This window comes from Psychrobacter sp. AOP30-A2-5, assembly GCF_052378115.1.
Classification (GTDB): Bacteria; Pseudomonadota; Gammaproteobacteria; order Pseudomonadales; family Moraxellaceae; genus Psychrobacter.
This window is the reverse complement of sequence record NZ_JBQSXK010000009.1, coordinates 78,785-105,595: the sequence shown is the minus strand read 5'-3', so window position 1 is coordinate 105,595 and position 26,811 is coordinate 78,785. Positions and strand designations below refer to the sequence as shown.

Sequence of the window (26,811 nt, the reverse complement as noted above, 5' to 3'; positions counted from 1 at the left end):
TGCACAAGATGACTGTATTTTGAGCTGAGTCATCAAAGATTAATGTGTCACAAAAAAGAAAGTAAACATCTGATAAAAATCGATAAGGTATGAGGCGTAGAACATGAGTGGTCTGGATATCGTGATTGCTATTGTTGTTTTGATCGGCTTATGGCGCGGCTTTCAAGTCGGATTGATTAAAACAGCCGTTGGTCTAGTCGGTTGGTTTATTGCCCTGATTGCTGCCACACGTTTGGCAGGAGTGGTTTCGCCGCAACTATCAGGCATGGTACAAAACCCTGTTTTACAAATGGCAATGGCATTTTTATTGGTGGTGATAATCATATTGGCCATCATGCACTTAGTGGCATTTGTATTCTCAGGCGTGCTTAAAACCTTACGCTTGGGTGTCGTTGACAAAATGGCAGGTGGTGTTCTTGGTGCTGCTAAAAATGTACTGATGGTTTTAGTTGTGCTTAGCGTCAGCGCGCCGTTACTGGTGCAAATGCCACAATGGCAAACGTCAGTGCTCGCGCCTGAGCTATTGCCTTATGCCCCGATGGGTAAAGCGTTGGTCTCAGATGTATTAGGTATGGCTTGGGATCAAGTCAATCAGTCGTAAGTATTTTTACGGTTAGCCTTTAATGTCTCAACGCTTCGATGCTGATAGCTTGGATTTATGGTGCTAGAGGTTATCGCTTCTATCATATCCTCTGTGTAAGTCATCCTTGATAAAAAATTATTTAATCGCATTTAGAGACCACAAATGCCAACAAATAGTGCATTTTGCTAATAGTCAAAAGATAAATATTCGTTAAATTCTGAACAACAATCATCATGTCGTCGGTGAGTGACAGTACGCATTTTTTATAATCTACTGTTAGCAGTCTTGCCACTATTGTAGTACTAATTAATGAGTCAAAATAGGATATAGCTATTATGTGTGGAGTCATTGGAGTTGCAGCTCACGAACCAGTCAATCAGATTCTTTATGACGGTTTGACGATGCTACAGCATCGTGGGCAAGATGCAGCGGGTATTGTCACTTTGCAAGATGGACGACTCTATCTACGTAAAGAAAATGGCATGGTACGTGACGTATTTATGAATCGTCATATGATGAAACTGGTTGGTAAGTTTGGTATCGGTCACGTCCGCTACCCAACAGCAGGCACGTCAAGCAGTGCCGAAGCGCAACCATTTTATGTCAACTCACCTTATGGTATTACCCTTGCACACAATGGTAACTTGACCAATGCTGAGAGCTTAGCCAAGTCTTTATACATCGAAGATCGCCGACATCTTAATACCGATTCAGATTCAGAAGTATTGCTAAACGTACTTGCCCATGAAATGCAAAACTTGGGTAAAACCAAAGCAACGCCTGCTGATATCTTTGAAGCAGTCACGGCTGTATATGGTCGCGTCGAAGGCGCTTATGGCGTGGTCGCTCTGATTACTGGTCATGGTTTGCTCGCATTTCGTGATCCAAACGGTATTCGTCCGCTTATTTTCGGTAAGCGCATGGCACCGAATGGCGGCACCGAGTACATGGTTGCCTCAGAGTCAGTTGCACTGACAGGATCAGGATTTAGTATTATCCGTGATGTCAAACCTGGCGAAGCCATATTCATTGATTTAGATCATAAATTACATACCCATCAGTGTGTTGAGCAGCAAGAATACACGCCTTGTATCTTTGAATATGTGTATTTTGCCCGTCCAGATTCTATCATGGACAACATCTCAGTTTACAAAGCACGCTTACGTATGGGTGAAAAGCTGGCTGATAAAATCCTTGCTGAATGGGGTGAAGATCACGATATCGATGTGGTGATTCCTATTCCAGATACCTCGCGTACGTCAGCGATGGAGCTGGCACTAAAAATGAATATTAAGTACCGTGAAGGGTTTATGAAAAACCGCTATATCGGTCGTACCTTTATTATGCCAGGTCAACAACAACGTAAAAAATCAGTTCGTCAAAAACTCAGCGCCGTACCACTTGAGTTCAAAGGTAAAAACGTCCTGTTGGTTGATGATTCTATCGTTCGTGGTACCACTTGCCATGAAATCATCCAAATGGCACGCGATGCTGGTGCGAATAAAGTGTTTTTTGCTAGTGCCGCGCCACCGGTTAAATATCCAAACGTCTATGGTATCGATATGCCAGTACGCAGTGAGCTTATTGCCTCAGGTCATACGGTAGAAGAAGTACGCGATATCATCGGTGCGGATAGATTGATTTTCCAAGATTTGGACGACTTGATTGATGCGGTAAAAGATACCAAGTACAGCAAAGTTGAAGGTTTTGATTGTGCCGTATTTAATGGTTGCTACATCACTGGGCAGATCAATGAAGCGTATCTTGAGCATCTACAAGAGCAGCGCAATGACACTGCCAAGACGGGCAAAAAAGGCGTACAGATAGTGGCTGATACCCCAGTTGATATGATGGGCGTCGAAGAGCTTTAAGCTATCAATTTCTTAAAAGTATCAGTTTTTTGCAGCACTTTTAGAAAGTAAAAGGCTGGATTCTCATAAGAATCCAGCCTTTTTTTATTTTAAATATAGTTCAATTACAGGGTTTAAAATTATTCATATGAACTATAAGCTGTTATCCATTCACGTGTTTATCAATTTTCTAGTAGCCACTTAAAAAATTAGTAAATACCCATAGTAAGCCATTAATGGCGGCGATGCCAACGACCATACTGACCAACAGCTGACGGCTGATATGATAAACGAACAACACCAAAATAAGGGCACCAATTTGCGCCATCAATAAATGCAGTTCAGCACTATCTAGCCCAGTCGTTGCTGATAAATTTTGATAAGAAAGGCTGGTCAAAATAAGTAATACCATGACTGATAGCGGCAAGCTCTCATTGAGCCGATGCAGCCAAGGTGTGTCTAACAACTTTCTGGGTATTAAGGCGGGTAGCGCACGGGTAATAAAGGTCACGGCGGCCATCGCAAAGGTTGCGAAAATAAGGTAACTACTGGTCATTGTTGGCTCCTGTCATATTGCGCTGCGTCCAAAACCCACGAGCTAAAATCAATAGCATACAAATGGTGATAGCTACCAATAACAACCAATTGCTAGTAAATAAGGAGGCCACCGCTAAAGAAATGATAGCAATAGCAATGGGGAAATAACGTTTGATACTTTGGAACTGCTCATAAGCTAAGATTGCAAACAGACAGACTAAGGCAAAATCCAAATGTGGTACCAAATCGCTCAGAGTACTGCCGATCATGACACCAACCGTGCTCGCCAGTACCCACCAGCTTTGATTAAATAAGCTCAATGGTAGTATCAACGCTTGTCTTGACTCATTAGGTAAACTGGTCATAACAGAGAAAGTTTCATCAGTCAGGGCAAATAGGCAATAGGTTTTGGCAAGCTTATGTTCTGGTAGGTATTGCAATAATGGCATACCATAAAATACATGACGTAGATTAATAGCGGCAATATTGGTTGCGATGCTACCAATCGGTAAACCAGCGCTCAGCATCGGCAAACAAGCATATTGAGCGGCGCCCGCATACAGTACAACACTCAACATAATCGTTGCCCACACAGGGATACCGGCAACTTGTGCCAGCACACCAAAGGCGATACCCGCAGGTAAATAGCCCATCGCCACAGGTAGGCTTTTTTTGAACCCCGCCGCCCAGTCGTAGCTGGTCTCATGCTGTTGATGTAATTCTTTTGAATGAGTAGTCACATGACATCCTAATTTTTGCTGTTTTTTGGTTATTATTAATATTTTACTGAAAGATTAATGTTAGAAAACTGGTTTTAAAATGAAGCCTAGTGCGAGCAATGGCAAAAACACCCTAGAAAAAATACACTTAATCGAAGAACATTACACAGACGGCTGGAGCTTTTCATAGCTGGCTGTTTGATGAGCCCGGTACAAGAAGCCACCCAAAATAATCAGCCGAAGTAATAACAAACACCACACGCTTAGCCAAATACCAGTCATATCCCACTGTTGGTAGAGCACCCAGCTAAGTGGAAAAAAGATAGCGGCGAGTATCAATGCTGCGTTACGAATCACATTACCGGCAGTTAAGCCAAAAAATATACCATCTAGCCAATAGGCACCAACGCCAACGAGAGGTAGTAATACCGCATAAAGATGGTACTCATATGCCAACGTAAAAACGGACTCGATATTGGTCATAAATTGCAAATATGTTGGCATTGCCAGCCACCATATTGCACTCAACGTTATCGCTAGACCATAACTGACGATACCGGTGCGCTTGACGATAATACGAAAACGTGGCCAATCCCGTCGTCCTGCTGCTTGACCGCTTAACGTCTCAGCCGATACTGCCACGCCATCAAGAGCAAAGGCTGAGATACTTAATACTTGAAGCAAAATAGCATTGGCGGCTAGGATGACGTCACCACTTTGAGCCGACAAGCGGGTAATCCAAGCGAAACTCAACGTCAAGATTAGAGTACGGATAAAAATATCTTTATTTAATGAAAATAGCCTAAGCATTTTTTCTTTAGAAAAATGTTGCTTGTCGGCAGTGAATAAGGCTTGCCAAGATATTTGCAAATGCTGACGGCTGAGCCACAATGCTAGTATCACGCCTAGCCAAAAGGCAATAGTGGTTCCTAACGCCACCCCAACCAAGCCCATCTGCATGCCGTAGACAAAAAACAAGGTTAGAATGATATTTAGCATAGCGATAAAGCCTTGCTGGTAAAGCATGTAGCGAGTCTTACCTTGACCAGCAAACCAGCCAATAAAGGCAAAGTTCATTAGCTCAGCGATGACGCCCCAAAAGCGTACATCCAAATAAGTCTTTGCCGCTTGCCCACTTTCAGGGTTAGCCGATAGGGCTTGCAAGCCAAAATCTATCAACCAAGGCTTTGCCAGTAACAGAATGCTACCGATAGCAAACGCTAATAACAAGGCACGTTGCAAGATTGATAGTAGGGGTGATGGGGTTGACGATTTTGTGGTATGAGTAGAATTATCAACATGATTGACCGATTGTCCGAGCGCTTGAGCCGATAGCCCAGAAGACGCATATTGCAAAAAGTTAAAACTCACGAGCAATAAAGACAATAACTGTATCGCCAAGCCCATCCCAGCAAGTTTAGCCGTGTCATTCATGTTACCCACGATCGCGGTATCGATGACGCTTTGTAGTGGCATGGCTAGGTTGGCCAATAACACGGGCAACGCAATAGCAACGATGCGCGCATATCGAGTATCAATCGGTGGCATAGCACTAGGTGGCGAGGTGGTCATTGGCATTTTTGGCTCGTTTATCGCTGAAAAACAAGAAGGGCGGAGTTAGTGTCATTAACGCTATGACATTACCGTATAGTCAATTCATTATAAAGGCGTTACGGCGTTAACTTTACTTGAAGTATGGCTTATATATTTGTACTTTGTTGCCTGGACTCTGTTTTAAATGGAGTTAGCTCTAGCAAGTGTGATATTCAAGGCAAAAATAGCTACAAAGACAAAAGCACCTAGACTCATTATTCACGAGTCAGGTGCTTTTCTTGATGCTTGCTTAAATACTATCTTAGCTAGCGATTAGCTTGAGAAAGTATAAAATTTATTAAGCATTGTCTTGTTCAAACATTTTTGGATCATTGAAAGTGACAATTTCTTCTTCAAACTCAGGTTTTACTTTCACAATAAAGTCATCGCGTGATAGACCCATACGTAATGGAATCGAGCTTGCAATATACGTTGATGAGTAAGTACCGGCAAGCAGACCAATGAAGAGCGCTACTGAGAACCAGAACAGTCCATCGCCGCCTAAGAATAGCATGGCAAGTACGACGAGTAAAACAGTGGAAATGGTCATAATGGTACGGCGCAACGTTTCGGTCAAAGACAGGTCAACGGTCTGGCGAGGTGTGATACCACGGACACGACGAAAATTCTCACGAATACGGTCATACACAACAATTGTATCATTGATAGAATAACCAACCAGTGCCAAGACGGCCGCCAAGACGGTTAAGTCAAATGGGAAACCAAATAACGCAAAAACACCAATGGTCACGATAGCATCATGAAACAGCGATAATACCGCACCAAGAGCGAGTTTAAATTGGAAACGTAAGGCAACATAGCCCAACATACAGACCAATGCTAATACCAGTGACATGACTGAGTTTAGATAAATTTCATTACCAACTTGGCTGCCAATAATATTAACGTTACTGATTTCAACATTATTATTAGGCAGGGTTAATGCTTTAGTCAGGCTACTATTTAGGCCGTCTACGTTATCAGACTGTGGTGGCAAGCGTACGAGGAGTTCTTCTCGCGTACCAAGATATTGTACCACGGCATCATCAAAGCCATTATCGGCCAATGCTTGTACGACTTCAACTTGCTCAACAGGCTGCTCGTAACGCACATCTGCGGACACACCACCCGTAAAATCAAGTCCTAAGTTTAGACCGTTTACTGCAATTGCAATGATACTACCAATAACCATCAATAGAGATAAAAGTGCCATTGGCTTTTCTATCTTCATAAACGGAATAATACGCTGGTTGCCAACGGCTTTGATACCGCCTTCAGCGATTGCAGCCGCATCATCAGCGGCATCACCCGATTCTACATCAGGATTGGCTGCTTGGGTGGTCAGTGCTTGACTGTCTTTACCCGCATCCTTACTGCCGCTCAGAGCTTTGCCTTTTTTTGATTTAGCGGTAGTTGGGTTATTGGCTTTGGTATTACTACCTTTCCCATCACGGCGTGGTTTTTTACGGCGGTGTGTGCTTGCCTCAACATTTGAGCCACTTGAACCATCTCGATCTGGATTATTCTGCTGTTCTAAAGGATTGTTCTTATCAATCGTCATAATGTTCTCCTAACCGATGCTCAAACGTTTGATAGATTTACGCTTACCATAAGCAATCTGTACCAGCGCACGTGTCACCATAATAGCGGTAAACAGTGAACTGACAATACCAATAGCCAATGTAACCGCAAAGCCTTTAATCGGACCCGTGCCAATTGCAAATAGAATAAAAGCAATCAATAGGGTGGTGATGTTGGCATCGAAAATACTACTAAAGGCTCGATCAAAACCTGCCACGATGGCGGATTTGGGCCGTACCCCGTTTGCTAGCTCTTCACGTATTCGCTCAAAGATCAGTACGTTGGCATCGACGGCCATACCGATGGTCAAAACGATACCAGCAATACCAGGCAAGGTAAGTGATGAGCCTAAGATTGACATAATAGCAATGATGATAATAACGTTCACGGCCAGCGCCACGTTGGCAATCACACCAAATAGACGATAGAATATAATCATAAACGCAAACACTAATAGATAACCGACTTGCGTAGAGAATAGACCTTTATCAATATTGTCTTGACCTAATGATGGACCAATGGTGCGTTCTTCTACAAAGTACATCGGTGCGGCAAGTGCGCCTGAGCGTAGTAGTAGTGCAAGCTCGGCAGCTTCAGCGCTACTATCTAGACCAGTAATACGGAAGGATGAGCCAAGGACCGCTTGAATATTGGCACGGTTAATGACTTTGGTCTCAGCATAAGGCGTTCTAACTTCGACAGTTTCGCCAGTTTCTGGATCTTCTTCGTAAGTGATTCTTTGCTTGTTTTCGATGAACAATACAGCCATCTGTTTGCCAACGGCGGTACGAGTGGCATTTTGCATGAGCTTACCACCAGCACTATCTAAAGTAATGCTGACTTCAGGAGAGCCGCTTTCATCCACACCAGTTTGAGCATTAGTGACTTTATCACCCGTGACAATCGCTTGACGTTCAAGCAGTACCGGCGGACCATCAAGCGTCTCAAACGGGAAAGCTTCGGTACCCGCTGGAGGGATGCCGCCCGTATAGTTTTCGCTGTCTTCAGCAACCATACGGAACTCAAGGTTTGCAGTGCGCCCTAAGACACGTTTTGCCTCAGCAGTATCTTGTACGCCAGGAAGCTCGACGACGATACGGCTAGCACCTTGAGACTGTACTAAAGCTTCAGTCACACCAAGCTCAGCAATACGATTGCGAAGGGTGGTCAAGTTTTGATTGACCGCATAGCTATTGATTTCATCAAGCGTTGCATCGTTGTACGCTAAAATCAGTGCAGGACCTTGCTCATCAATAGAGGATTGCAAGCTAAAGGTATTGCCCATTGAGCCTTGCAGAACATTCTGTGCACGGTTACGAGCATCTGTATCAGCGAAATGTAATACCACACTTCGATCTTCTGTCTTAATGCCTTTGATCGCAATTCGCTCAGCACGTAGCTCGCGACGCATGTCACGACTGGCACTGGTCAAACGCTGTTCAAGCGCCTTGTCCATATCGACTTCTAGTACAAAACGCACACCGCCACGCAAATCAAGGCCGAGTTTCATCGGTTTTGCCCCGATATCACGTAGCCACTGCGGCGTCGTTTGCGCCAAGTTAAGCGCGACGACATAGTCTTCGCCCAAGTTTTGACGCAGTACTTCCTGAGCTTTGAGCTGATCGACTGGATTGTCAAGACGTACCAGTGCACTGTTGCCCTCAAAGGTTCCATCATGGTTATTGATGCCAGCCTCTTCAAGCAAGCTTTGAGACTCAGTCAAGATACCTTCAGACAGCTGTGTACCTGCAGCGGCGCTTGTAATCTGCACGGCAGGTTCATCAGGATAGAGGTTAGGAGCAGCATATAGACCGGCAATGATTAGCACGACGGCAATAAGTAAGTATTTCCAAGCGGGATATTGCATAATCACTTCTTTAGGTTGATAAACGACTGGCGACGTAGGCCACAAGTTAGCAGATGGGAAGTTAGCGATAGCAATGGTTGAGTGCTGTATCTAGCAGTCGTCATCATGCACCATTGCGATCATCCGCGATGATAGTAAAACAGTAGAGCAAATAATACAGACGTATCTTTATATAGTCATCAAAAATATATAGTCAGCAAAATATCACTGATAAAATCAATAAAGACAGCATGGTCAAAAGCATAAACATAAATTGTCTATACTCTATGAGACTGTTTTTACATCATTGCTCTATAGCGAAAAATGACCGTAAATAAGGTACGGTCATTCTTAGGCACTGTATTAATCACTATATTTATTAACGAAAGATTAGGGCGTGTCCTCAATTCAATCGATTATCCTCTAAATGGGCTAAAAATGGCTAAATTTTGCCAAACATCGTCAAATAGCTTATTAATATCTCGATATTATTTGCGCTACTTTCCTTGTTTGACGGCAATTTATTTCATTTTTACCCCTATTTTTAAAATGAGGACACGCCCTAGTAATCATTAATAAAACGCGACTAATATTTCAATCAATCATTAAACGCTTTCGATTGTGCCAGCAGGTAACACTGAAATAACAGAAGCACGTTGTACTTTGACATCAGTATTATTGTTTAGGCTGACCACTGCATAGTCACCTTCAATGGCTTTGATACGACCCATCAAACCACCAGCAAAAATGATTTCGCTACCGACAGTCAATGCATTGACCATGGCACGATGTTCTTTGGTACGCTTAGACTGTGGACGAATGACTAAGAAGTAAAAAATCGCAAAAAAAGCAACAGGCAATAGTATTTGACTAAATAGTGACATCGCACCAGCAGCTTCTGGTGCAGCATGGGCAGCTTGGATAAATAACAACATAATTTCTCTCAGTAAGTCATAGATAATAATAAAATTAAACGCATAGTAACAAAAAATCCCAGACTTGGTAACTGTTAATCATAGGCTGAGTATGTTTTTCTTAAGGTAATGGCATGCTAGCGGTCATTACTTTTTGCGGCAATATTTTTGCCACCTCATATAAGTGACGCCAAAGCGCTGAGAGTATAACAAAATTCAAGCAGCGAATGGATGCTAGGTAGTAGTAGCGTAGCAAAAGGTATGATCAAGGATACCAAAAAACAAAGACTTAACAATAGCGTCTTATTGTGAAATGACATCATCAATGCTACTATCAAATGGCAATAATTCCCTGCATTTAGCGCACAGTTTATTAGTATATAATATATCCTATTATCTGCTGCTAAATCAGTTTTGAGCAGCGAGTTACCATCGTTTTAGCAGATAACTAATAGCTAATTAATCATGTCTGTTTTGTTGTTTGCCTTTAACGATTTAGTATCGTTTGCTCATTATATTATTATCCCTTTTACTTTTTTTCTGTTTAGGTTACCTAACTTGTTTACCACTTTTATGTTTGTACCTCGTCTATGTCGTCCACGCGCTTGTAAAGAAGCGTCTGCTAAACCTCCTCCGACATCACGCTATTCAAAGCGTCTTAGTCGTACCAATTCAATTGCTGGGGTATCAGCGCTGACGGCGATGCTGCTATTGCCATATCCAGCTTTTGCCGCTGATGCTTTAGCAGAGCCGACCGCGATCAGTGTGCTATTACTCATACTTTTTGTGGTTGTCGCCATCGGTATCTCGTTTGTCTGTTCATTGGCTGAGTCTGCATTACTGAGCATGACGCCGTCTTATATCGCTGATGTTCAAGAAAGCAATCCGAAAAAAGCAAATATGCTAAGACGCTTAAAGGTTGATAATATCGATCAGTCATTGGCGGCTATTTTGACTTTGAATACAGTGGCTCATACATTAGGTTCTATCGGTGCTGGTGCCCAAGCCACGATTGTGTTTGGTAGTGCTTGGTTTGGACTGTTTTCTGCCATTATGACCTTGGCGATTTTGTTTTTATCTGAAATTATTCCAAAAACGCTTGGGACACTATACTGGCGTCAACTAAGCGGTATGGTCGCTTACTTCGTGCGAGGCATTATCCTGCTGTTGTATCCACTTATTTGGATCTCAGAAAAGTTAACCAAATTGCTAGTACGTGGCAAAGAACCCCAAGCATTCAGTCGTCGTGAATTTGCGGCACTTGCCAGTATCGGTGAAGAGTCAGGACAGATTGACCCATTAGAATCGCGCATTATTCGCAATTTACTAGCATTTGGTGCGATCAAAGTCGAAGATATCATGACCCCGCGTTCGGTGATGTTGGCGTTTGAAGAAAACAAAACAGTCGCTGAATTATTGGTTGATCGCCCAAAATTGACGTTTTCACGACTGCCAATTTATGATGGTGACTTGGATAACATCACAGGTTTTGTATTAAAAACAGACATGTTATTAGCAAAAGTAAACCATGCGATGCACAAGCCGTTGACTCAGTTTAAACGTGACATTACTTTTGTTTTTTCAAAAATGAAACTGTTTGATTTGTTAGAGCTGATGCTAAAAAACCGTATACATATTGCGATTACAGTCGGTGAGTATGGTGAAGTCAAAGGTTTGGTTACTTTAGAAGATGTGTTTGAGACGCTATTGGGACTTGAGATTGTGGATGAAATAGACCGCGTCGAAGACATGCAAGCACTGGCTCGACAAATGATGGACAGACGAGTAGAGCGATTGGGCATGAAGCTTAGTGATGATGAACAACAATACGAAGATAATAGTACGGACGCTAAGTAAGCTTCCATTTGGCTTATTAAATTGAGATTGGATTGACAGAAAGCGACCTAAAATTAGAGCGAAAACTGAGCTGTGTACTGCGTAAGTGGTTCAGTTAATATATCTAGTATTTATGATAACGATGGGCAGTGACTCATATTTCCAGAAATAATTGTGCCATATGGTTGGTATTTTAGTATTCGCAATAATTACACAGGGTGTCACATAGCTGTGAGAATTGAATGATAGTCTCACTCTATGGTAAAAGTACGCTGTCATCATTAATAAGTAGGTGATGATTAAACAGATATTTTTCACAAGTAGAATGAAGAGGGCACACGCTAGCCAGTGCTCGCTTCATTTATCATGATGTTAATGAGTAATAAACGACTACTATATTTAATCAATAAAAAACGTTAGTCATCAAAAGATGGCAACAACGATAACAGCATTGCTAAGGATTATGATGAAACGATTATGGGGAAAAGGGCTTTTGGCATTATTGCTAAAAAGTGCCAGCGTGGCGGCGGTAGTGACCGTTGTAAGTACTGTGAGTATCAGTGCACAAGCGGCAGCCATGACCGAAGCTTTGGTGCAGAACTATATAGCAGCAATGAAGTCATCAGCGAATAGCCAAAATGTCAATCAGGTCGCGCGTCTTGTCTCTGACGATGCACTGATTTCATTATCTAGAAAAGGTAAGTCTACCAGTTTAGATAAAGATGCTTATTTAAAGTTGTTGCAAAATAGTTGGAATAACACCTCTAATTACCGTTATGATATTTCTGTGGATAACATCGTTATTACGGGCGATCAGGCCAAAGCCAATGTCACGACCAATGAGAGCTGGGTAAAAGATGGTAAAAATGTCTCATTTGTCACTACCTCAAGAGTGACGCTGACGTTATCGACTGGTAATGCGGTGCTGCTACGTGCCGTATCACAAGTAACGATTAATTAATCGTTACTCGACTAATAACTCAGTACTGGCTAGTCAGCAATTAGACATTATCAACAATTAGGTATTAATGGATAAGCATTGATTAAGAAACGTCTTTATCAGTGGATAATCAAAGACAATAGTGCATTAATCAGGCTCTTCGAAAGCTAAGCATTCCATCATAAATAGCCATACAAATTCACAGGGTTGAACAACTAAATGGTTGATTGCATTTCGTGAGAGGTCTAAAAATTGACTCAACTTATGATGATTATCTTTTTATATTAGACTGGTCTTTGCTTCACATTGCATACTATACTAGCAAGCAACTTTATCTTATCACTTTCTGTCGTTAGGAAACTTCCAATATCATGTCTACTGTGCTATCAAAATCTCGCTCATTTATTGCGTTGCCATTGACGCTTGCGGTATCAACTTTACTTATCAGTGCTTGTAGCAATACGTCAGCGGTAAAAAAGGGTGCGACCAATAGCTCATCTGTTATTACTAAACGCCCAGCTACTAAAGCGCCTGCAGCAAGCAGCAGTACGGACTATTCAACGGCATATTTAGATGCAGATAGCTTGGATGAGTTAGCCGATTTACTCGAAGCCACTGACATGACTATGGTGGAAGGCAACAAACTTGCTATTCAGCAGTATGGTGATTTATGGAGTCGCTTACGTGCTGGCTATCGTATGAATGGCGGTCAGCCGACTTATAATCAGCGTATCGAAGGGCAAAAAAGCTGGTTTACCAGTCGACAAGACTATTTAAACCGTTTGACTGCACGTGCTAGTCGCTATATCTATCACACCGTACGAGAAGCTGAGCGTCGTAATATCCCGACAGAGCTGGCTTTGTTACCTGTTATTGAGAGCTCTTACGATCCAAGCGGTACCAGTAGTGCGGCAGCAGCAGGCTTATGGCAGTTCATTCCAAGCACGGGTCGTATTTATGGTTTGAATCAAAGCAGTACCTATGATGGTCGCCGTGATGTCATCGAATCAACTCGCGCCGCTTATGACTTTTTGACCGCACTACATAACCAGTTTGGCAGTTGGGAGTTAGCATTGGCTGCTTATAATGCGGGTCCTGGTCGCGTGCAAAAGGCCATTGATGCTAATAGAGCTCAGGGTTTACCGACAGATTATTGGTCTCTGAGATTGCCTACTGAAACGATGAATTACGTGCCGCGTTTCTTGGCGGTAGCGGAAATTGTTGCCAAGCCTGAGCAATATGGTGTCTACTTGCCAGCCATCGCCAACCGTCAGCATTTCCGTAGTGTGCCAGTGAATTATGGCGTGAGCTTGGCTGAAGTTGCGCAAATGACAGGCGTGAGTTACGACGAATTAGAAAGGTTAAATACGGCCTTAACATCAGGGCGTGTTGATTCTTCTGGTCCCCAGCGTATTATTATTCCTAATGATGTGAGTCTTAATACCGATGTTAAATTGAGCTCATTGAGAGGCAATGGTACGGGCAATATACTGGCATCGAGTAATACAAGCACACCAAGTAGCACGACCACGACGCCAAGCTATAATAACAAACCCTATACTGGCTCTTCATTACCATCTACAGGTAGCGCCTTGGCTGATTATGCTGCAAGCGCTAGTGTGCCGCAGCAAACGACCAGTTATATATCACCGTCAGCCACACCGACTAGCAGCTCTGTCTACAGTAATAATGCCTCGGTGCGTACTGAGCCACCATTGAGTACGGCAGAAACCAACAAGATCAATGCTGAGCTAAAAAGCAGTAACAGTCTACCGACCACCTCTGCTCAAATTACACAGAATAATACGATTGTCCAAGAACCACCACTGAGCAAAGAAGAGCGTGATTTTATTGCCAATCAAATTCGCAGTAACACGCCTGAAACCAATGTGATCAATGCTGATGGTAATATTAATTTATCCGCCGTACAGACACAGCAGTCTATTCTAGAAGCCAGTGGCGAAGAGAAAAAGCTTAGCTTTGCAAAAACATCAGTAAGCAAGCCAAAACCCCAAGGTGCACGTACCACTTATACTGTCAAGCGTGGCGATACCTTATCTAATATTGCCAGTCGTGCGGGTGTCAGTTGGCGCGATATCGCTGAATGGAATCAAATAGATGCCAGCTCTAAGCTGCTATCAGGCAGTACCTTATACTTATACAATGCAAAAACCATCGAACCGTTGAGCACAGCTAACAATACCGCGGCAAGTCAACCAGAGAGCTATGTAGTACAGAGTGGCGATACGCTGATTGGTACTGCTAACCGCTTTGGTCTATCGGTGACTCAGTTGGCAACCTACAATAATTTGAGTAGTAGAGCGGATTTACTACGTGGTCAAAAGCTATGGCTGATACCAGGTAAAGTGACTGCGCCAGTGACCACGCCTGCCGCTCCCTCGACCAAACCAAGTAAATCAAGCACGGCTACTAAGAACTATAAAATAAAATCGGGCGATGGCTTGATTGCTCTCGCACGTCAGTTCGATGTATCAACTGATACACTTGCCAGCCTCAATAATATGAGCACTACAAGCTCACTATATGTTGGTCAAACTCTAAAAGTACCTGCAAGTGTCGATTTCGATGCAGCAAACACCTCAAGCTCTAGTAGCCGTAACAGCAGCTCAAGTTCGGTGGCAACCACCAACTATAAAGTAAAATCTGGCGATACTTTGATCGGCATTGCCAATAGCGTAGGTATCAGTCCAGCTGAGCTTGCGGCGGTGAATAGCAACTTTGATGCAAAAGCACGCTTACAACGTGGTCAAACCATCAAAGTACCCGTGTCTAAAGGATTGGTTGATCGTCAGCTAAATGATAAAACTGTCAGTTATAAAGTAAAATCAGGCGATACGTTAACAGGCGTGGCTCAACGTTATAATATCGGTCTTAGTGACTTGGCAACAGCGAACAACCTGAAAACCAACTCTAATTTGATACTCGGTCGTACGATTACGATTCCTGCCAGTGGCAGCGTTGTAGCGACCTCTAGTAGCAATACCCAAAGCAGTAGTACGGCTAGCAGCACTGCCGCGACTAGCACAGCGAGTAGTGGCAAAAAATTGGGCAACACCGAGAGCTATAAAGTTAAATCAGGTGATGGTTTGATTGCTTTAGCACGTCAATTTGGTGTTTCGATAGACGACTTGGCTGCGACCAACGATCTCGCGACCAATGCCCAATTACAGCGTGGACAAACGCTTAAAGTACCAAAGCTCACAGTGAGCTACACCGTTGGGTCAGGAGACAGTTTGATTGGCTTAGCACGTAAATATGGCGTCTCTACGCAAGAATTGGCTGAAATGAATAATATCGCGGCGGATACGATGCTACAGCGTGGTCAGCGCCTGACCGTACCTAATCGTTAAGAGTAAGCGGCTTAGTGGAATAATAGCCAAGTAAATACGATTAAGACAGATCATTCTGCACAAAAAAGCTGCTCTTTATAAGAGCAGCTTTTTTTATCTATAAAATTCAATTCTCAAAATATCTAATAGCACTTATCAACTAGACAGTTTGAGTTTTGATAGTCTCAAGATAACTTCTAATATTGCTAACATAATGCATGGCTTGGCCATAACGACTATTGGTAGCTTTATTGTCACCTAAGTACGCATAAACGTTCGCCCAGCTTTTATCATCAATACCCTGATCTCGCAGTTTACGCTGAATACTCTTTACTGCATTTGGTCCCATGTTGTAGCCGGCAAGCGCAAACCAAATACGATCTGTCTTTGGCACATCAGCAAAGTCATCTTTCATTTGCTCTAAATAACGCGCGCCGCCGCCGATACTTTGGTAGGGATCGACGCGATCTGAGACGCCCATTGCTTTGGCTGTATTATTGGTCAACATCATGAGACCACGCACGCCCGTTGGCGATACGGCATTGGCATCAAGGTGTGATTCTTGATAACCCATGGCCACCAATAATTCCCAATCATGATTATAATTGCGTGCTTGCTCTTCAAAAGACGATTGATAATCAGGCAGTTTTTCGGTCAACGTTTTTTGGAAATGATCTTGGCTATAGGCGTCTTTTAGCAAGTTTTGATTGTAAAAGGCAGCAAGTTTTTGTGTGTTTTTCAGCTTAATGCTGTCACACAAAAAGTAACTGGCTTTTTGTGATAATGGGTCATTGGATGAATTGAACGTCCAACTGACTTTTGGATGTAAACCATTCTTTGTTAAGCTGGCGTCATAGCCGCAACTGATGTTGATAGACGATAAGTTAAACTTGCTCTTTAACTGTGTACTGGCCGTTGTTAATGCCATGTCTACCTCGCCCGATCTCAGCGCCTTTAGGGCAGTTTCTTCATTGGCATACGCTTTTAGATCGATATCAACGCCAAGCTCGTCAGCATAAGTATGTACCAAATCAAAACCAAAGCCATGTTGAAAACCGTCAGTCGCAAAATAAGTGCTGTCACCGGGGACGGCAGCGATGGTTAACGTGCTTTCTAGCATGACGTTATCATAGGCTGGCACTGGCGCACGTATCGTCGTCAGACTCTCAGCAGGTAAAGAGAGAAGGGCAATACTAGAAACTTGCGCCAGCTTTTTGGTTCTAGAAAAACGACTCGATGTCGTCGGGGTAACGGATGAAACGATGTTACTTTTAGTGTTCGGTAGGCGTTTAGATGGACGCAGTAAATAAGAAATACGGCGTCTAGCCCCTTGCGCAGATACTTTCACACGATAAGTAATACGCTGCATGGATGTCTCCTGATTTTAGCCATCCTGCTTACCGTAAAACGCTTATGAATGTATGCTTATAAAGTAGTCATACATCGATGTTGCATTTTAGACAACCACGCACTTCTTAATAAGATAAGTGCGTCGTCATCTGGTTTAATAATAGTGCCGCTAATGAATTTTTATCAAATGTAGCGGTGCAGTTTTTAATTAGCTGGTTATCTACTAGCGTATTCGGCGTATCAGGTAAGAGGGCTAAAAAATCTCTCAAAATATCAATATAAAACATCGATATAAAGTATCAATACAAAATGATGAACGCACAACACCGAGAAGGATATAAATCGGATGATTCCTTCATCGATGCGTAGATGGGGCTAAGAATAAAACAACTATATATTAAACATAGGTAAGGTCATGAACTAAGTTATTGAGACAAAACATAAAATGAGCGGGGTGCTTATGCACTCAGCTTTTCTATGCTGATATTAATGACCATGTCCTCTTTAAATCATTTGTAATAGAGTCAACAGTGATTAATTTTTTGTCCAGCAATAAGGGTAAGCAAGTCGCTATTTTCATTACTAATAAAAAAATGATAGAAAATTTACTACCAATCAGCGGTTGCTAATCCAGTATCGCGACACTTAAATCAAGATAGACCATGCTGCTGAAAATATATCACGCACAGTGTGTCTACTAGTAAACCGTCCAAAACCTCGTTATCTATATGACCTCAATAGCTATACAACATAGGGAGATTTTAGGCGGTTATACTCATTTAAGTACCATAACCGGAAGCTGTAATAAATGGGAAGCCTCATGACAAGACATTCTTTCTTCGGATATTAATATGCGGATATTCCTTGGATTATTCAAGTGTGGTTAAGAAATTAGCGATAAAACTTAACAATTGGGCTATAGACGGTTAAAAAGGCCATTATTATTGATACACTATTGAAAATTGGAGCCGCAAAAATCATTCATACTGGGCAACCATACTGATTATGATTAGCCTTGTTTTCTGAAAATCATTCTAAATTTAGATAGCTATGAGTAGAGTTGAGGGCATAGTCTAAGCAGGATTATCAATATCCACAAAGGTCACGGGTATGCCAAATGCTTGAGAAACTATGTGACCGAGTGCTTGAATACCGCCGCGTTCTGTCGCGTGATGTCCACAAGCGAAATAATCAATGCCCAGCTCACGGGCAATATGGGTGGTACGTTCTGATATTTCGCCAGAGATAAAGGCGTCACAGCCCATCAATGCAGCTTGTTCGATCATATCTTGTGCGCCGCCCGTACAAATGCCCACGTGTTCGATAATTCTGTTATTATCGATATGAGCGCTTGTACTATTCGGTGCGCTATAATTGGCAGAGATATGCAATGGCAATCGTCCTAGCGTCTGAGTAATGTGAGTAATGAGGCTTTGAGCATTTTGCGGGGTACAAGTGGCGATATTACCAACGGGATGCGACTCACTAGGGTATAAAGCGCCGATAACGGTCATATTTAATGCCTCAGCCAGCTTGGCATTATTACCAATGATGGGATGGGCATCGAGCGGCAGATGATAACCAATCAAAGAGATACCATGCTGCATAAGTTTACGGATACGCTGACCTTTCATACCAGTGATGGGGGCAGGTTCGCCTTTCCAAAAATAACCATGATGCACCATAATGGCGTCTGCATTGTCAGCAATCGCCGCATCAATCAACGCCTCACAAGCCGTTACACCAGTGACGATGCGCTTGATAGGTCGACCCCCATCTACTTGTAAACCATTAGGGGCATAATCTTTAAAAGCATCTGCTGATAAATAGTCATCACAGAATGTGGTCAGTGCTTGAACGGTAATGGCGGTATTTGAGGGCTCGGTTGAGATATTGTGTGTGGTCATGGTATTCCCTTATAATTGATTCAGTGGGGCAAGCATTTATAGCTAAGATGTGGCTTTTGATAATGAGTATTTTAACATGTTGCTACAGTAGGATAGACAACCCTACTCACTGAAATGGTACACGATACGTTACAACTGGGTAGTATTGGCGGTTATAATTTATACATGTAAGCTTGTCGTATAGATAGTGCAAAAAAACAACCATCTAGTGGGCTGTGAACATTTGATAAATGCTGCTCAATGCGTCCTAATATACACCATGTTTCTCACCTTATTCATCTTCGTCTGTTTGTATCAAATTTATAGAGGTTTTATATGTCGTCATCTCGGAAAACCAGCAGCAAGGCGTCTGTATTAAAATGGTTACCTTGGGTTTTATTGCTAGTCGTGATTGCCGCATTTATTTGGTTGTTTGCGAGTATGAAGACGGCATCAGAGCAGGCATGGGAGCCGCCCAGAACCACACCTGCTGAGCAGCAAGCGTCAGCACCTGTTTCTGATACACCCGCAGCGATTTCTTCTTATCATAATGCGGTTGCTCGCGCCTCACAATCAGTCGTGAATATCTACACCACGCAAACGATGGCAGAGCATCCTTATATGAATGATCCTGTGTTGCGCCGCTTTTTTGAGTTCCATGGTGCACCGTCAGAAGAGCAGGGCAATACCAATTTAGGCTCTGGGGTGATTGTCTCAGAAGATGGCTATATCGTGACCAATGCCCATGTGATCGAAAAAGCCGATGAAATTACGGTCGCCTTTAATGATGGTCGTAAGAGCCGCGCTAGAATCGTTGGTACAGATCCAGACAGTGATTTGGCAGTGATTAAAGTAGATATGACCGGTTTGGCACCACTTGGTTTCCGTAAAGAACCTATCCGAGTTGGTGATGTTGCATTAGCGATTGGTAATCCGTTCGGTGTCGGTCAAACGGTAACGCAAGGAATTATCTCAGCGACAGGACGTACTGGGCTTGGGGTCAACAAGTTTGAAGACTTTATCCAGACCGATGCAGCGATTAACCCAGGTAATTCGGGCGGCGCACTCGTTGACGCTTTTGGTGAATTAATTGGTATTAATACGGCCATTTACTCACGCTCTGGCGGCTCTATGGGTATCGGTTTTGCTATTCCTACCGCTATCGTTGAGCAAGTGATGAACGCCATTATCAAAGATGGTAAGGTGAGCCGTGGTTGGTTGGGGATTGAGATACAGTCACAGCTACGTGACCCAACGCAGCTTGAAACCTCGACTGGGGTAGAAGTGCTTAATGTCGTTCCTAAGAGTCCTGCTGCTAAGAGTGGTCTGCGTATCGGCGATATTATTTTGACGATTGACGGCGTTGAGATGACGGATGCCAATACCTTGATTCAGTATGTCGCTCGTAAAGCACCGAATACCACGCTGAATGCGCAAATATTACGCCGTGGTAAAAATGCGCAAGTCAAAATACTGTTAGAAGAGCGTCCAGCACAAGAGCCGATGGAACGTCCGGTTGTGATTCTTGATGAAAATGTTGGTGGTATAGAAGATCCAAATCTACAAGGTGAGAGACAAGACGTACCGATGATGTCAGAAGCCGAGCGTGACCGTATGCGTGAAGAGCTGTTGCAGCTGTTTGAAAGAGATGGTGCACCCTTATAAGGTCACTCTTCATCACCTAAAACTTAAGCAAAATAAGCTTAATCAAAATGGCTTGAACAATTTATAGACAGTAAAAAAGCGCGTTATCTTGAAGATAACGCGCTTTTTGTTTCGACTTTTTTAGCACTATTTTGGTTAATATTACTCTATAGTAGGCTCGTGATTAATGTAAATCACCCCCTGCACACGACAACAGCAGGGTAGGATCTCGTCTTCATCAATCATGGCAAGGGGCGCAAACGGATAGTCAATGACGTGTGAGCTGGCGATACGCTTGATGCGGCAACTGCCACAATAGCCTTCCTTACATTGATAATTGATATCATGTCCGGTGCGTAGCAATCCATCAAGCAAGCTTTCGTCATCATGCAAGTAAAATTGCTTTTTACTCGTCATTACCCAAGTCATAGTCTTATCCTGTTTGTTTCCCTATCATTCTGTACTTTCTAAACAATAATCTTTCAAAAACTATTTTTTAAATGAACACATAAGCTCTAAAGTTCAAAATCATCAAAATCACTGTCTGATAAATCTGAATCAATTTGACCAACCAAGTATGAGCTGATTTCCGTCTCTTGCGGGGCAACTTGTACGTTGTCAGATGACAACCATGTGTTAATCCACGGGATTGGGTTTGATTTAGAATTCGGGAATGCGACTGGCAAGCCAACCGCTTCCATACGTAAATTGGTGATGTATTCAATATATTGGCAAAGAATGTCTTTATTGAGACCAATCATTGAGCCGTCTTTGAATAGATAGCCTGCCCATTCTTTTTCTTGCTCAGCCGCTTTACGGAATATCTCGATGCTTTCTTCATAGCACTCTTTGGCAATGTCGACCATCTCAGGATCATCACGACCGATGCGCATGAGGTTAAGAATATGCTGAGTGCCCGTTAAATGTAGCGCCTCATCACGAGCAATCAATTTAATAATCTTGGCATTACCTTCCATTAGCTTACGCTCAGCAAAGGCAAATGAGCAAGCGAATGACACATAAAAGCGAATGGCTTCTAAGACGTTGACTGCCATCAAGCACAAGTAAAGCTGCTTTTTCAGCGATTTTAAATCGACAGTAATTTGCTTACCATTGATCGTGTGCGTGCCTGCACCGTATAGGTTATATAGCGATGAGTTATAATATAAGTCATCGTAGTACTTGGCGATGTCTGCGGCGCGCTCTAGGATATGATCGTTTTGCATGATGTCATCAAAGACGATAGCAGGGTCATTGATAATATTGCGAATGATATGGGTATAGCTGCGCGAGTGAATGGTCTCAGAAAACGTCCACGTCTCAATCCACGTCTCAAGCTCAGGAATCGATACCAATGGCAGTAGTACGACGTTTGGGCTGCGACCTTGGATAGAGTCGAGTAGCGTTTGATACTTTAGGTTACTGATAAAAATATGCTGTTCGTGTGAGGACAAATTGCCATAGTCCATACGATCACGTGATACATCGACTTCTTCTGGACGCCAAAAGAACGACAGTTGCTTTTCAATCAATTGCTCAAAGATAGGGTGCTTTTGTTGGTCGTAACGCGCCACGTTGACCGGATTACCAAAAAACATCGGCTCTGTTAGCGCATTGTTTGGCGTTTGGGAAAAAATCGAATAAGTCATGAGACTGCCTTTATCATTGATATGGTTATTAAGTTATAGGGTTTTGACTAGATTTGGTTTGATTGGATGGGATTGTATTACAAGTGCTCTAAAGATATCTGTTCTGGCGTCTGTCCATCATTCATATACGCTTTAAATATCTCACTTAGCTCACTATCGTCCAAACCTTCCAATTCATCGATCGCACTCTTACGCAGCGCACTCAAGCCATCATCATCTGATAGTTGATGCATTTCTTTCTGTACGTCTTTTTTAGTCGTTCTCTTTATTGGTTTTTTCAATACTTTTGTGGTGACTTTCTTTAATGCTTCTGGTTTTGCTGCTGTGCCTTCGCCTAATTGCTCACGGACGTCTGCGATGTCGACTTCCACTTGTACGATATGCGAGTCACCATCGTTTAGGTCTGAAAATACGTTAGGGATAAACAAACCACCGTCTTTGATGATTGCGGTATATTGCACTCTATGACCTCCGTTATTTTTATTCTGTCTGTGTTTTAATTAGGGGTGGCGTGTCGCAAGCGCATCATATACTTTGTTATTCTCTCTTTTGCCTACTGCTAATACATAAACCACGACCACATCATCTTTAACGGTATACACCAAACGATAGCCTATGGTGCGTAGTTTGATTTTATAAGTATCATTATGACCTGATAACTGTGAAGCAGGAACACGAGGATTTAATAAGCGCTGCTGTAACTTTTTCTTAAACTGCTGCTGAATACTGGGTGCTAACTTTTTCCATTCTTTTAACGCTAAAGGGTGAAACTCAAGATTATAGGTCATCCAACGTTACCTTTACAGGTTTTTGCCCGTCATTCATCCGTGAGCTAATAGTTTGGCTTAATGCCATGTCGTCCATTGCTTCCATCATGCGTTCAAAGACGTCTGTTGAGACTAAATAAGCCACTGGTTTATTGTGGTTTAAGATAGCAATAGACTCACCGTCTGACTGTTTAATCAGTGCCGAAGGGTTGTTTTTCAGCTCTGAGATACTGGCTGTCTGTGTCGCAAATATTGGTTGCATGATTCATTCTCCGCTAATATTAAGCTCTAAATATAGAGACAATATTAGCACGAAAATTAGGTCTTAATTGTTAATCTATTTACGCGTATTTTGTAGGGTGCGCCAAACGTAATTTCCATGCTATCACTGCGCTGGGAATATCCTACAAAAAATATAAATAATGTTTAAACAAGCATATTTATTTAAACAAATTGTCAATACCAGATACTTGCTGACTTGCTTTATCGAATAAATCTAATAGTGCTGGAGAGTTCTTTTCATATTTGTATACAATGTAATCATCTTTAATGATACAAAACACTGTATCTTCACACCAGCTATATTCAGATTCATCATGATAGTATCTATATCTTCTTAAATATAAGCCTAGGGATTGAGATTGGTATTCTGTATAAAGAAATAATGGGAAGAAATCATCTGTGCCATAAGATAAATTTTTAGGGGGTATTCCTATATTCCATCTAATTGTATTAGAGTTAGTTTGTTGTATTAAAATATTAATTAGATTTTCAAATTTAGATACAGTATCCATAGTATTCATTTCCATTTTAAATCTTTCTCTAATTCTGAAAGAGTAACAACTAGGGCAGATAGTTCTCTCAACAACAACCAAGATTCTTTGTCTGTAAATTCTATTTTTTTGCGATAATAGAAAAAATATTTTTTAGTAGTAAACATAAGTACAAAATTTCTACACTTTTTTTTGTGTGAATCCTCAGTGAGCTTTTTTTCCAGACTCTCAACAAGGCTTTTAGCATTTAAAAACTCTGTAAATATATATTCTTTGTTGTTTTCAAAATCATTCATTTTTTCTGATACGTCTGGATAGATCTTTTTTAAAGATTTATTGATTTCTGGAATCCTAGCCTTTCCGATAAATAGTTTATATATCTTCCTAGCTTCAAGAAATAAGAATATAGAAATAGCTAAGCTAATAAAAGACATAATTACGGAGATATCTGAAGCTAGAGCTACATAGTTGCTCGGAATGATCCGAATGTCCAAAATAATACTCCATACTATTAAAACTGGCTAAAAAGCTAAGATCGGTATAGTAAATATCCTGTCACCTATAGTTTTTAAAAGTAACAGGATAGTATTTCCAATATTTCTAGCCTAAATCTTACATGCACCGCCAGCACAATCATCTTCCATATCCGCTTGGGCATCGTTCGCACCATCACGGGTGTTGTGATAATACAACGTCTTCACGCCAAGCTTATACGCGTTTAGTAAATCCTTAAGCAATATCTTCATTGGTACACGACCGCCTTCATAACGAACGGGATCGTAGTTGGTATTGGCAGAGATACTTTGATCGACGAATTTCTGCATGACAGCGACCAGCCGTAGGTAACCGTCATTGTTTGGCATTTGCCATAGTAGCTCATACTGATTTTTTAGCTTATCAATCTCAGGCACGACTTGCTTTAGGATGCCGTCCTTTGACGCTTTGATAGACACCAAACCACGTGGTGGCTCGATACCGTTGGTCGCGTTGGCGATCTGACTAGAGGTCTCAGACGGCATCAAGGCGGTTAGGGTAGAGTTGCGCAGACCGTGAGTGGTGATTTCAGTACGTAGGGTTTCCCAATCGAGATGTAGCGGCTCTTGGCAGATTTTATCCAAATCTTTTTTGTACGTATCAATCGGCAAGATACCTTGCGAGTACGTCGTCTCATTGAACGCAGGGCAAGCGCCTTGCTCTTTTGCCAATTTGTTTGACGCTTTCAAGAGATAAAATTGCAACGCTTCAAATGTTTGATGGGTGAGACCCAATGCTGAGTCGTCTGAATAGCGCACGCCATTCTTAGCAAGGTAATACGCATAGTTAATAACGCCCACACCGAGTGTACGACGACGCATGCTGCCATTTTGAGCCGCTTTAACTGGATAGTCTTGATAATCAAGCAGGGCATCAAGCGCACGGACGATTAGCTCAGCTGGTTCTTCGATGTCGCTGACGTTGTCGACTTTACCCAAGTTGACCGCTGATAGCGTACAAAGCGCGATTTCGCCTTCTTCGTCATTGATATTATCAAGTGGCTTGGTCGGTAGGGCAATTTCCATACATAGGTTTGACTGACGAATCGGCGCAACCGTTGGGTCAAATGGGCTATGCGTATTGCAATGATCGACGTTTTGGATGTAGATACGACCCGTGCTCGCACGTTCTTGCATCATTAGGCTGAACAAATCAGCGGCTGGGATTTGACGGCTACGAATGCTTGGGTCATTTTCGTACTTGGTGTATAGCTCTTCGAATTTGTCTTGATCTTCAAAGAACGCATCATACAAGCCCGGCGTGTCACCTGGTGAGAATAGCGAGATGTCTTGACCTTTGATGAGGCGCGTGTACATCGTTTTATTTAGCTGTACGCCGTAATCCATATGACGCACACGGTTGTCTTCCACGCCGCGGTTGTTTTTAAGTACCAATAATGACTCAACTTCTAAATGCCACAATGGGTAAAACAACGTCGCTGCACCGCCACGGACGCCGCCTTGTGAGCAGCATTTAACAGCTGTCTGAAACAGTTTATAGAATGGGATACAACCGGTATGCTGTGCTTCGCCGCCACGAATAGGGCTACCAAGGGCGCGGATGCGACCCGCGTTGATGCCGATACCAGCACGCTGTGACACATAGCGTACGATGGCGCTGGTGGTCGCGTTGATAGAATCTAGGCTATCACCACATTCGATCAATACGCATGAGCTAAACTGACGCGATGGGGTACGCACTCCTGCCATAATAGGTGTTGGTAGCGAGATTTTGAATTGCGACGTCGCATCGTAAAAACGCTTTACGTAGTCCAAACGATCTGATTTGTCATAACGGCTAAACAAACACATACCAACCAGCATGTACAAGAACTGCGGGCTTTCAAAGACGGTCTTGTTGACACGGTCTTGGACGAGGTATTTACCTGCCATTTGCTCAACAGCGGCATAAGCAAGGTTCATATCGCGCCAGTGATCAAGATATGCTTCTAATTCATCAAACTCAGCACGGCTATAATCAGCTAGGATATGCTGATCGTATTTACCAGCGTCGGTCAGTTTTTTGACATGATCATAAAGGTGCGGCGGGGTGAATTTATTGTAAGCAATTTTACGCAGATGGAAAATCGCCAAACGCGCAGCCAAATACTGATAATCAGGCGTATCTTCAGAGATAAGATCTGCTGCTGACTTGATGATGGTCTCGTGAATATCGCGAGTCTTGATACCTTCATAAAACTGAATGTGCGACTTTAGCTCAACTTGCGACACAGACACATTATCCAAATTGTGAGCTGCCCACTCGATTACCTTATGAATTTTATCCAAATCAATAAGCTCTAATCGTCCGTCACGTTTGGTCACTTTGATTTTGTCGATGTGTGTCATGTTGCCCTCTTAAGTTGATAACTTGGTAATTATTTATAATGTTGCTTATAGTGATGCTGCACAGTCAGTAAACGGCAGGCATTCTTTATAATGCTACGATGCTTGCGCCGC

At 42.5% G+C, this 26,811-nt stretch carries 22 protein-coding genes; 6 read left to right on the top strand and 16 right to left on the bottom strand.

Annotation, left to right across the window (positions count from 1 at the left end; genetic code table 11):
- Window positions 1-103 precede the first annotated feature (103 nt).
- Both ACT3S4_RS08450 and purF read left to right on the top strand, forming a co-directional pair.
- Window positions 104-601: a CvpA family protein gene (locus tag ACT3S4_RS08450; RefSeq protein ID WP_045446136.1), complete on the top strand. Its 498-nt coding sequence runs from the start codon at window positions 104-106 to the stop codon at window positions 599-601.
- A 317-nt stretch (window positions 602-918) separates the two neighbouring features.
- Window positions 919-2,454 carry an amidophosphoribosyltransferase gene (gene purF, locus ACT3S4_RS08445; RefSeq protein ID WP_055124190.1) on the top strand — a complete coding sequence of 512 codons (1,536 nt, stop codon included), beginning with the start codon at window positions 919-921 and terminating at the stop codon, window positions 2,452-2,454.
- 169 nt (window positions 2,455-2,623) lie between these two features.
- Here the strand turns inward: purF and ACT3S4_RS08440 are convergent, their stop codons facing one another.
- The 6 genes from ACT3S4_RS08440 to yajC form a co-directional block, all read right to left on the bottom strand.
- Window positions 2,624-2,989, bottom strand: coding sequence for an AzlD domain-containing protein (locus tag ACT3S4_RS08440; RefSeq protein WP_087815638.1), 366 nt, complete (start codon window positions 2,987-2,989; stop codon window positions 2,624-2,626).
- Window positions 2,979-3,710, bottom strand: coding sequence for an AzlC family ABC transporter permease (locus ACT3S4_RS08435; RefSeq protein WP_227675918.1), 732 nt, complete (start codon window positions 3,708-3,710; stop codon window positions 2,979-2,981). The genes ACT3S4_RS08440 and ACT3S4_RS08435 overlap by 11 nt, the downstream gene beginning before the upstream one ends.
- A 141-nt stretch (window positions 3,711-3,851) precedes the next feature.
- A complete protein-coding gene (locus ACT3S4_RS08430; RefSeq protein WP_176393095.1) occupies window positions 3,852-5,267 on the bottom strand; it encodes an MATE family efflux transporter in 1,416 nt (471 codons plus the stop codon).
- A gap of 313 nt (window positions 5,268-5,580) precedes the next feature.
- Window positions 5,581-6,843, bottom strand: a complete 1,263-nt coding sequence (gene secF / locus ACT3S4_RS08425; RefSeq protein ID WP_087815635.1) for a protein translocase subunit SecF — start codon at window positions 6,841-6,843, stop codon at window positions 5,581-5,583.
- Window positions 6,844-6,852: 9 nt separating this feature from the next.
- Window positions 6,853-8,730 (bottom strand): protein translocase subunit SecD, encoded by a 1,878-nt coding sequence (gene secD / locus ACT3S4_RS08420; RefSeq protein ID WP_055124186.1) that lies wholly within the window; start codon window positions 8,728-8,730, stop codon window positions 6,853-6,855.
- Between the two features lie 584 nt (window positions 8,731-9,314).
- Window positions 9,315-9,644 carry a preprotein translocase subunit YajC gene (yajC, locus tag ACT3S4_RS08415; protein ID WP_045446152.1) on the bottom strand — a complete coding sequence of 110 codons (330 nt, stop codon included), beginning with the start codon at window positions 9,642-9,644 and terminating at the stop codon, window positions 9,315-9,317.
- A 552-nt stretch (window positions 9,645-10,196) separates the two neighbouring features.
- On the opposite strand from yajC, the gene ACT3S4_RS08410 reads away from it, so the two are divergent.
- From ACT3S4_RS08410 to ACT3S4_RS08400, 3 genes are all read left to right on the top strand, one after another.
- Window positions 10,197-11,480, top strand: a complete 1,284-nt coding sequence (locus ACT3S4_RS08410; protein ID WP_444760866.1) for a CNNM domain-containing protein — start codon at window positions 10,197-10,199, stop codon at window positions 11,478-11,480.
- Window positions 11,481-11,925: 445 nt separating this feature from the next.
- Complete coding sequence (locus tag ACT3S4_RS08405; RefSeq protein ID WP_060490899.1) at window positions 11,926-12,420, top strand: nuclear transport factor 2 family protein; 495 nt, start codon at window positions 11,926-11,928, stop codon at window positions 12,418-12,420.
- Window positions 12,421-12,770: 350 nt separating this feature from the next.
- A complete protein-coding gene (locus tag ACT3S4_RS08400) occupies window positions 12,771-15,770 on the top strand; it encodes a LysM peptidoglycan-binding domain-containing protein (RefSeq protein ID WP_087815633.1) in 3,000 nt (999 codons plus the stop codon).
- 139 nt (window positions 15,771-15,909) lie between these two features.
- Here the strand turns inward: ACT3S4_RS08400 and ACT3S4_RS08395 are convergent, their stop codons facing one another.
- On the bottom strand, window positions 15,910-17,118 hold the full coding sequence (locus tag ACT3S4_RS08395; RefSeq protein WP_444760864.1) for a transglycosylase SLT domain-containing protein: 1,209 nt from the start codon (window positions 17,116-17,118) through the stop codon (window positions 15,910-15,912).
- 1,054 nt (window positions 17,119-18,172) lie between these two features.
- A complete protein-coding gene (locus ACT3S4_RS08390) occupies window positions 18,173-19,006 on the bottom strand; it encodes a Nif3-like dinuclear metal center hexameric protein (protein ID WP_444760863.1) in 834 nt (277 codons plus the stop codon).
- Window positions 19,007-19,321: 315 nt separating this feature from the next.
- Here ACT3S4_RS08390 and ACT3S4_RS08385 point away from each other — a divergent pair, with 315 nt between their 5' ends.
- Window positions 19,322-20,650 carry a trypsin-like peptidase domain-containing protein gene (locus tag ACT3S4_RS08385; RefSeq protein ID WP_444760862.1) on the top strand — a complete coding sequence of 443 codons (1,329 nt, stop codon included), beginning with the start codon at window positions 19,322-19,324 and terminating at the stop codon, window positions 20,648-20,650.
- A gap of 141 nt (window positions 20,651-20,791) precedes the next feature.
- On the opposite strand, the gene yfaE is transcribed toward ACT3S4_RS08385, so the two are convergent.
- The 8 genes from yfaE to nrdA all read right to left on the bottom strand — a co-directional run bounded on the left by yfaE (window position 20,792) and on the right by nrdA (window position 26,700).
- Complete coding sequence (gene yfaE, locus ACT3S4_RS08380) at window positions 20,792-21,058, bottom strand: class I ribonucleotide reductase maintenance protein YfaE (RefSeq protein WP_045446158.1); 267 nt, start codon at window positions 21,056-21,058, stop codon at window positions 20,792-20,794.
- An 86-nt stretch (window positions 21,059-21,144) separates the two neighbouring features.
- Window positions 21,145-22,278 (bottom strand): class Ia ribonucleoside-diphosphate reductase subunit beta, encoded by a 1,134-nt coding sequence (nrdB, locus tag ACT3S4_RS08375; protein ID WP_045446160.1) that lies wholly within the window; start codon window positions 22,276-22,278, stop codon window positions 21,145-21,147.
- Window positions 22,279-22,355: 77 nt separating this feature from the next.
- On the bottom strand, window positions 22,356-22,739 hold the full coding sequence (locus tag ACT3S4_RS08370; RefSeq protein ID WP_087815623.1) for a hypothetical protein: 384 nt from the start codon (window positions 22,737-22,739) through the stop codon (window positions 22,356-22,358).
- Between the two features lie 39 nt (window positions 22,740-22,778).
- The gene (locus tag ACT3S4_RS08365; RefSeq protein ID WP_087815621.1) at window positions 22,779-23,066 is read right to left on the bottom strand and encodes a type II toxin-antitoxin system RelE family toxin; all 288 of its coding nucleotides are present in this window, start codon (window positions 23,064-23,066) and stop codon (window positions 22,779-22,781) included.
- Window positions 23,056-23,307 (bottom strand): type II toxin-antitoxin system Phd/YefM family antitoxin, encoded by a 252-nt coding sequence (locus ACT3S4_RS08360; RefSeq protein ID WP_087815619.1) that lies wholly within the window; start codon window positions 23,305-23,307, stop codon window positions 23,056-23,058. The genes ACT3S4_RS08365 and ACT3S4_RS08360 overlap by 11 nt, the downstream gene beginning before the upstream one ends.
- A 178-nt stretch (window positions 23,308-23,485) precedes the next feature.
- Window positions 23,486-23,854 carry a hypothetical protein gene (locus ACT3S4_RS08355; protein ID WP_087815617.1) on the bottom strand — a complete coding sequence of 123 codons (369 nt, stop codon included), beginning with the start codon at window positions 23,852-23,854 and terminating at the stop codon, window positions 23,486-23,488.
- Window positions 23,845-24,312: a hypothetical protein gene (locus ACT3S4_RS08350; RefSeq protein WP_087815615.1), complete on the bottom strand. Its 468-nt coding sequence runs from the start codon at window positions 24,310-24,312 to the stop codon at window positions 23,845-23,847. The genes ACT3S4_RS08355 and ACT3S4_RS08350 overlap by 10 nt, the downstream gene beginning before the upstream one ends.
- A 111-nt stretch (window positions 24,313-24,423) precedes the next feature.
- A complete protein-coding gene (gene nrdA / locus ACT3S4_RS08345; RefSeq protein WP_087815613.1) occupies window positions 24,424-26,700 on the bottom strand; it encodes a class 1a ribonucleoside-diphosphate reductase subunit alpha in 2,277 nt (758 codons plus the stop codon).
- Window positions 26,701-26,811 lie beyond the last annotated feature (111 nt).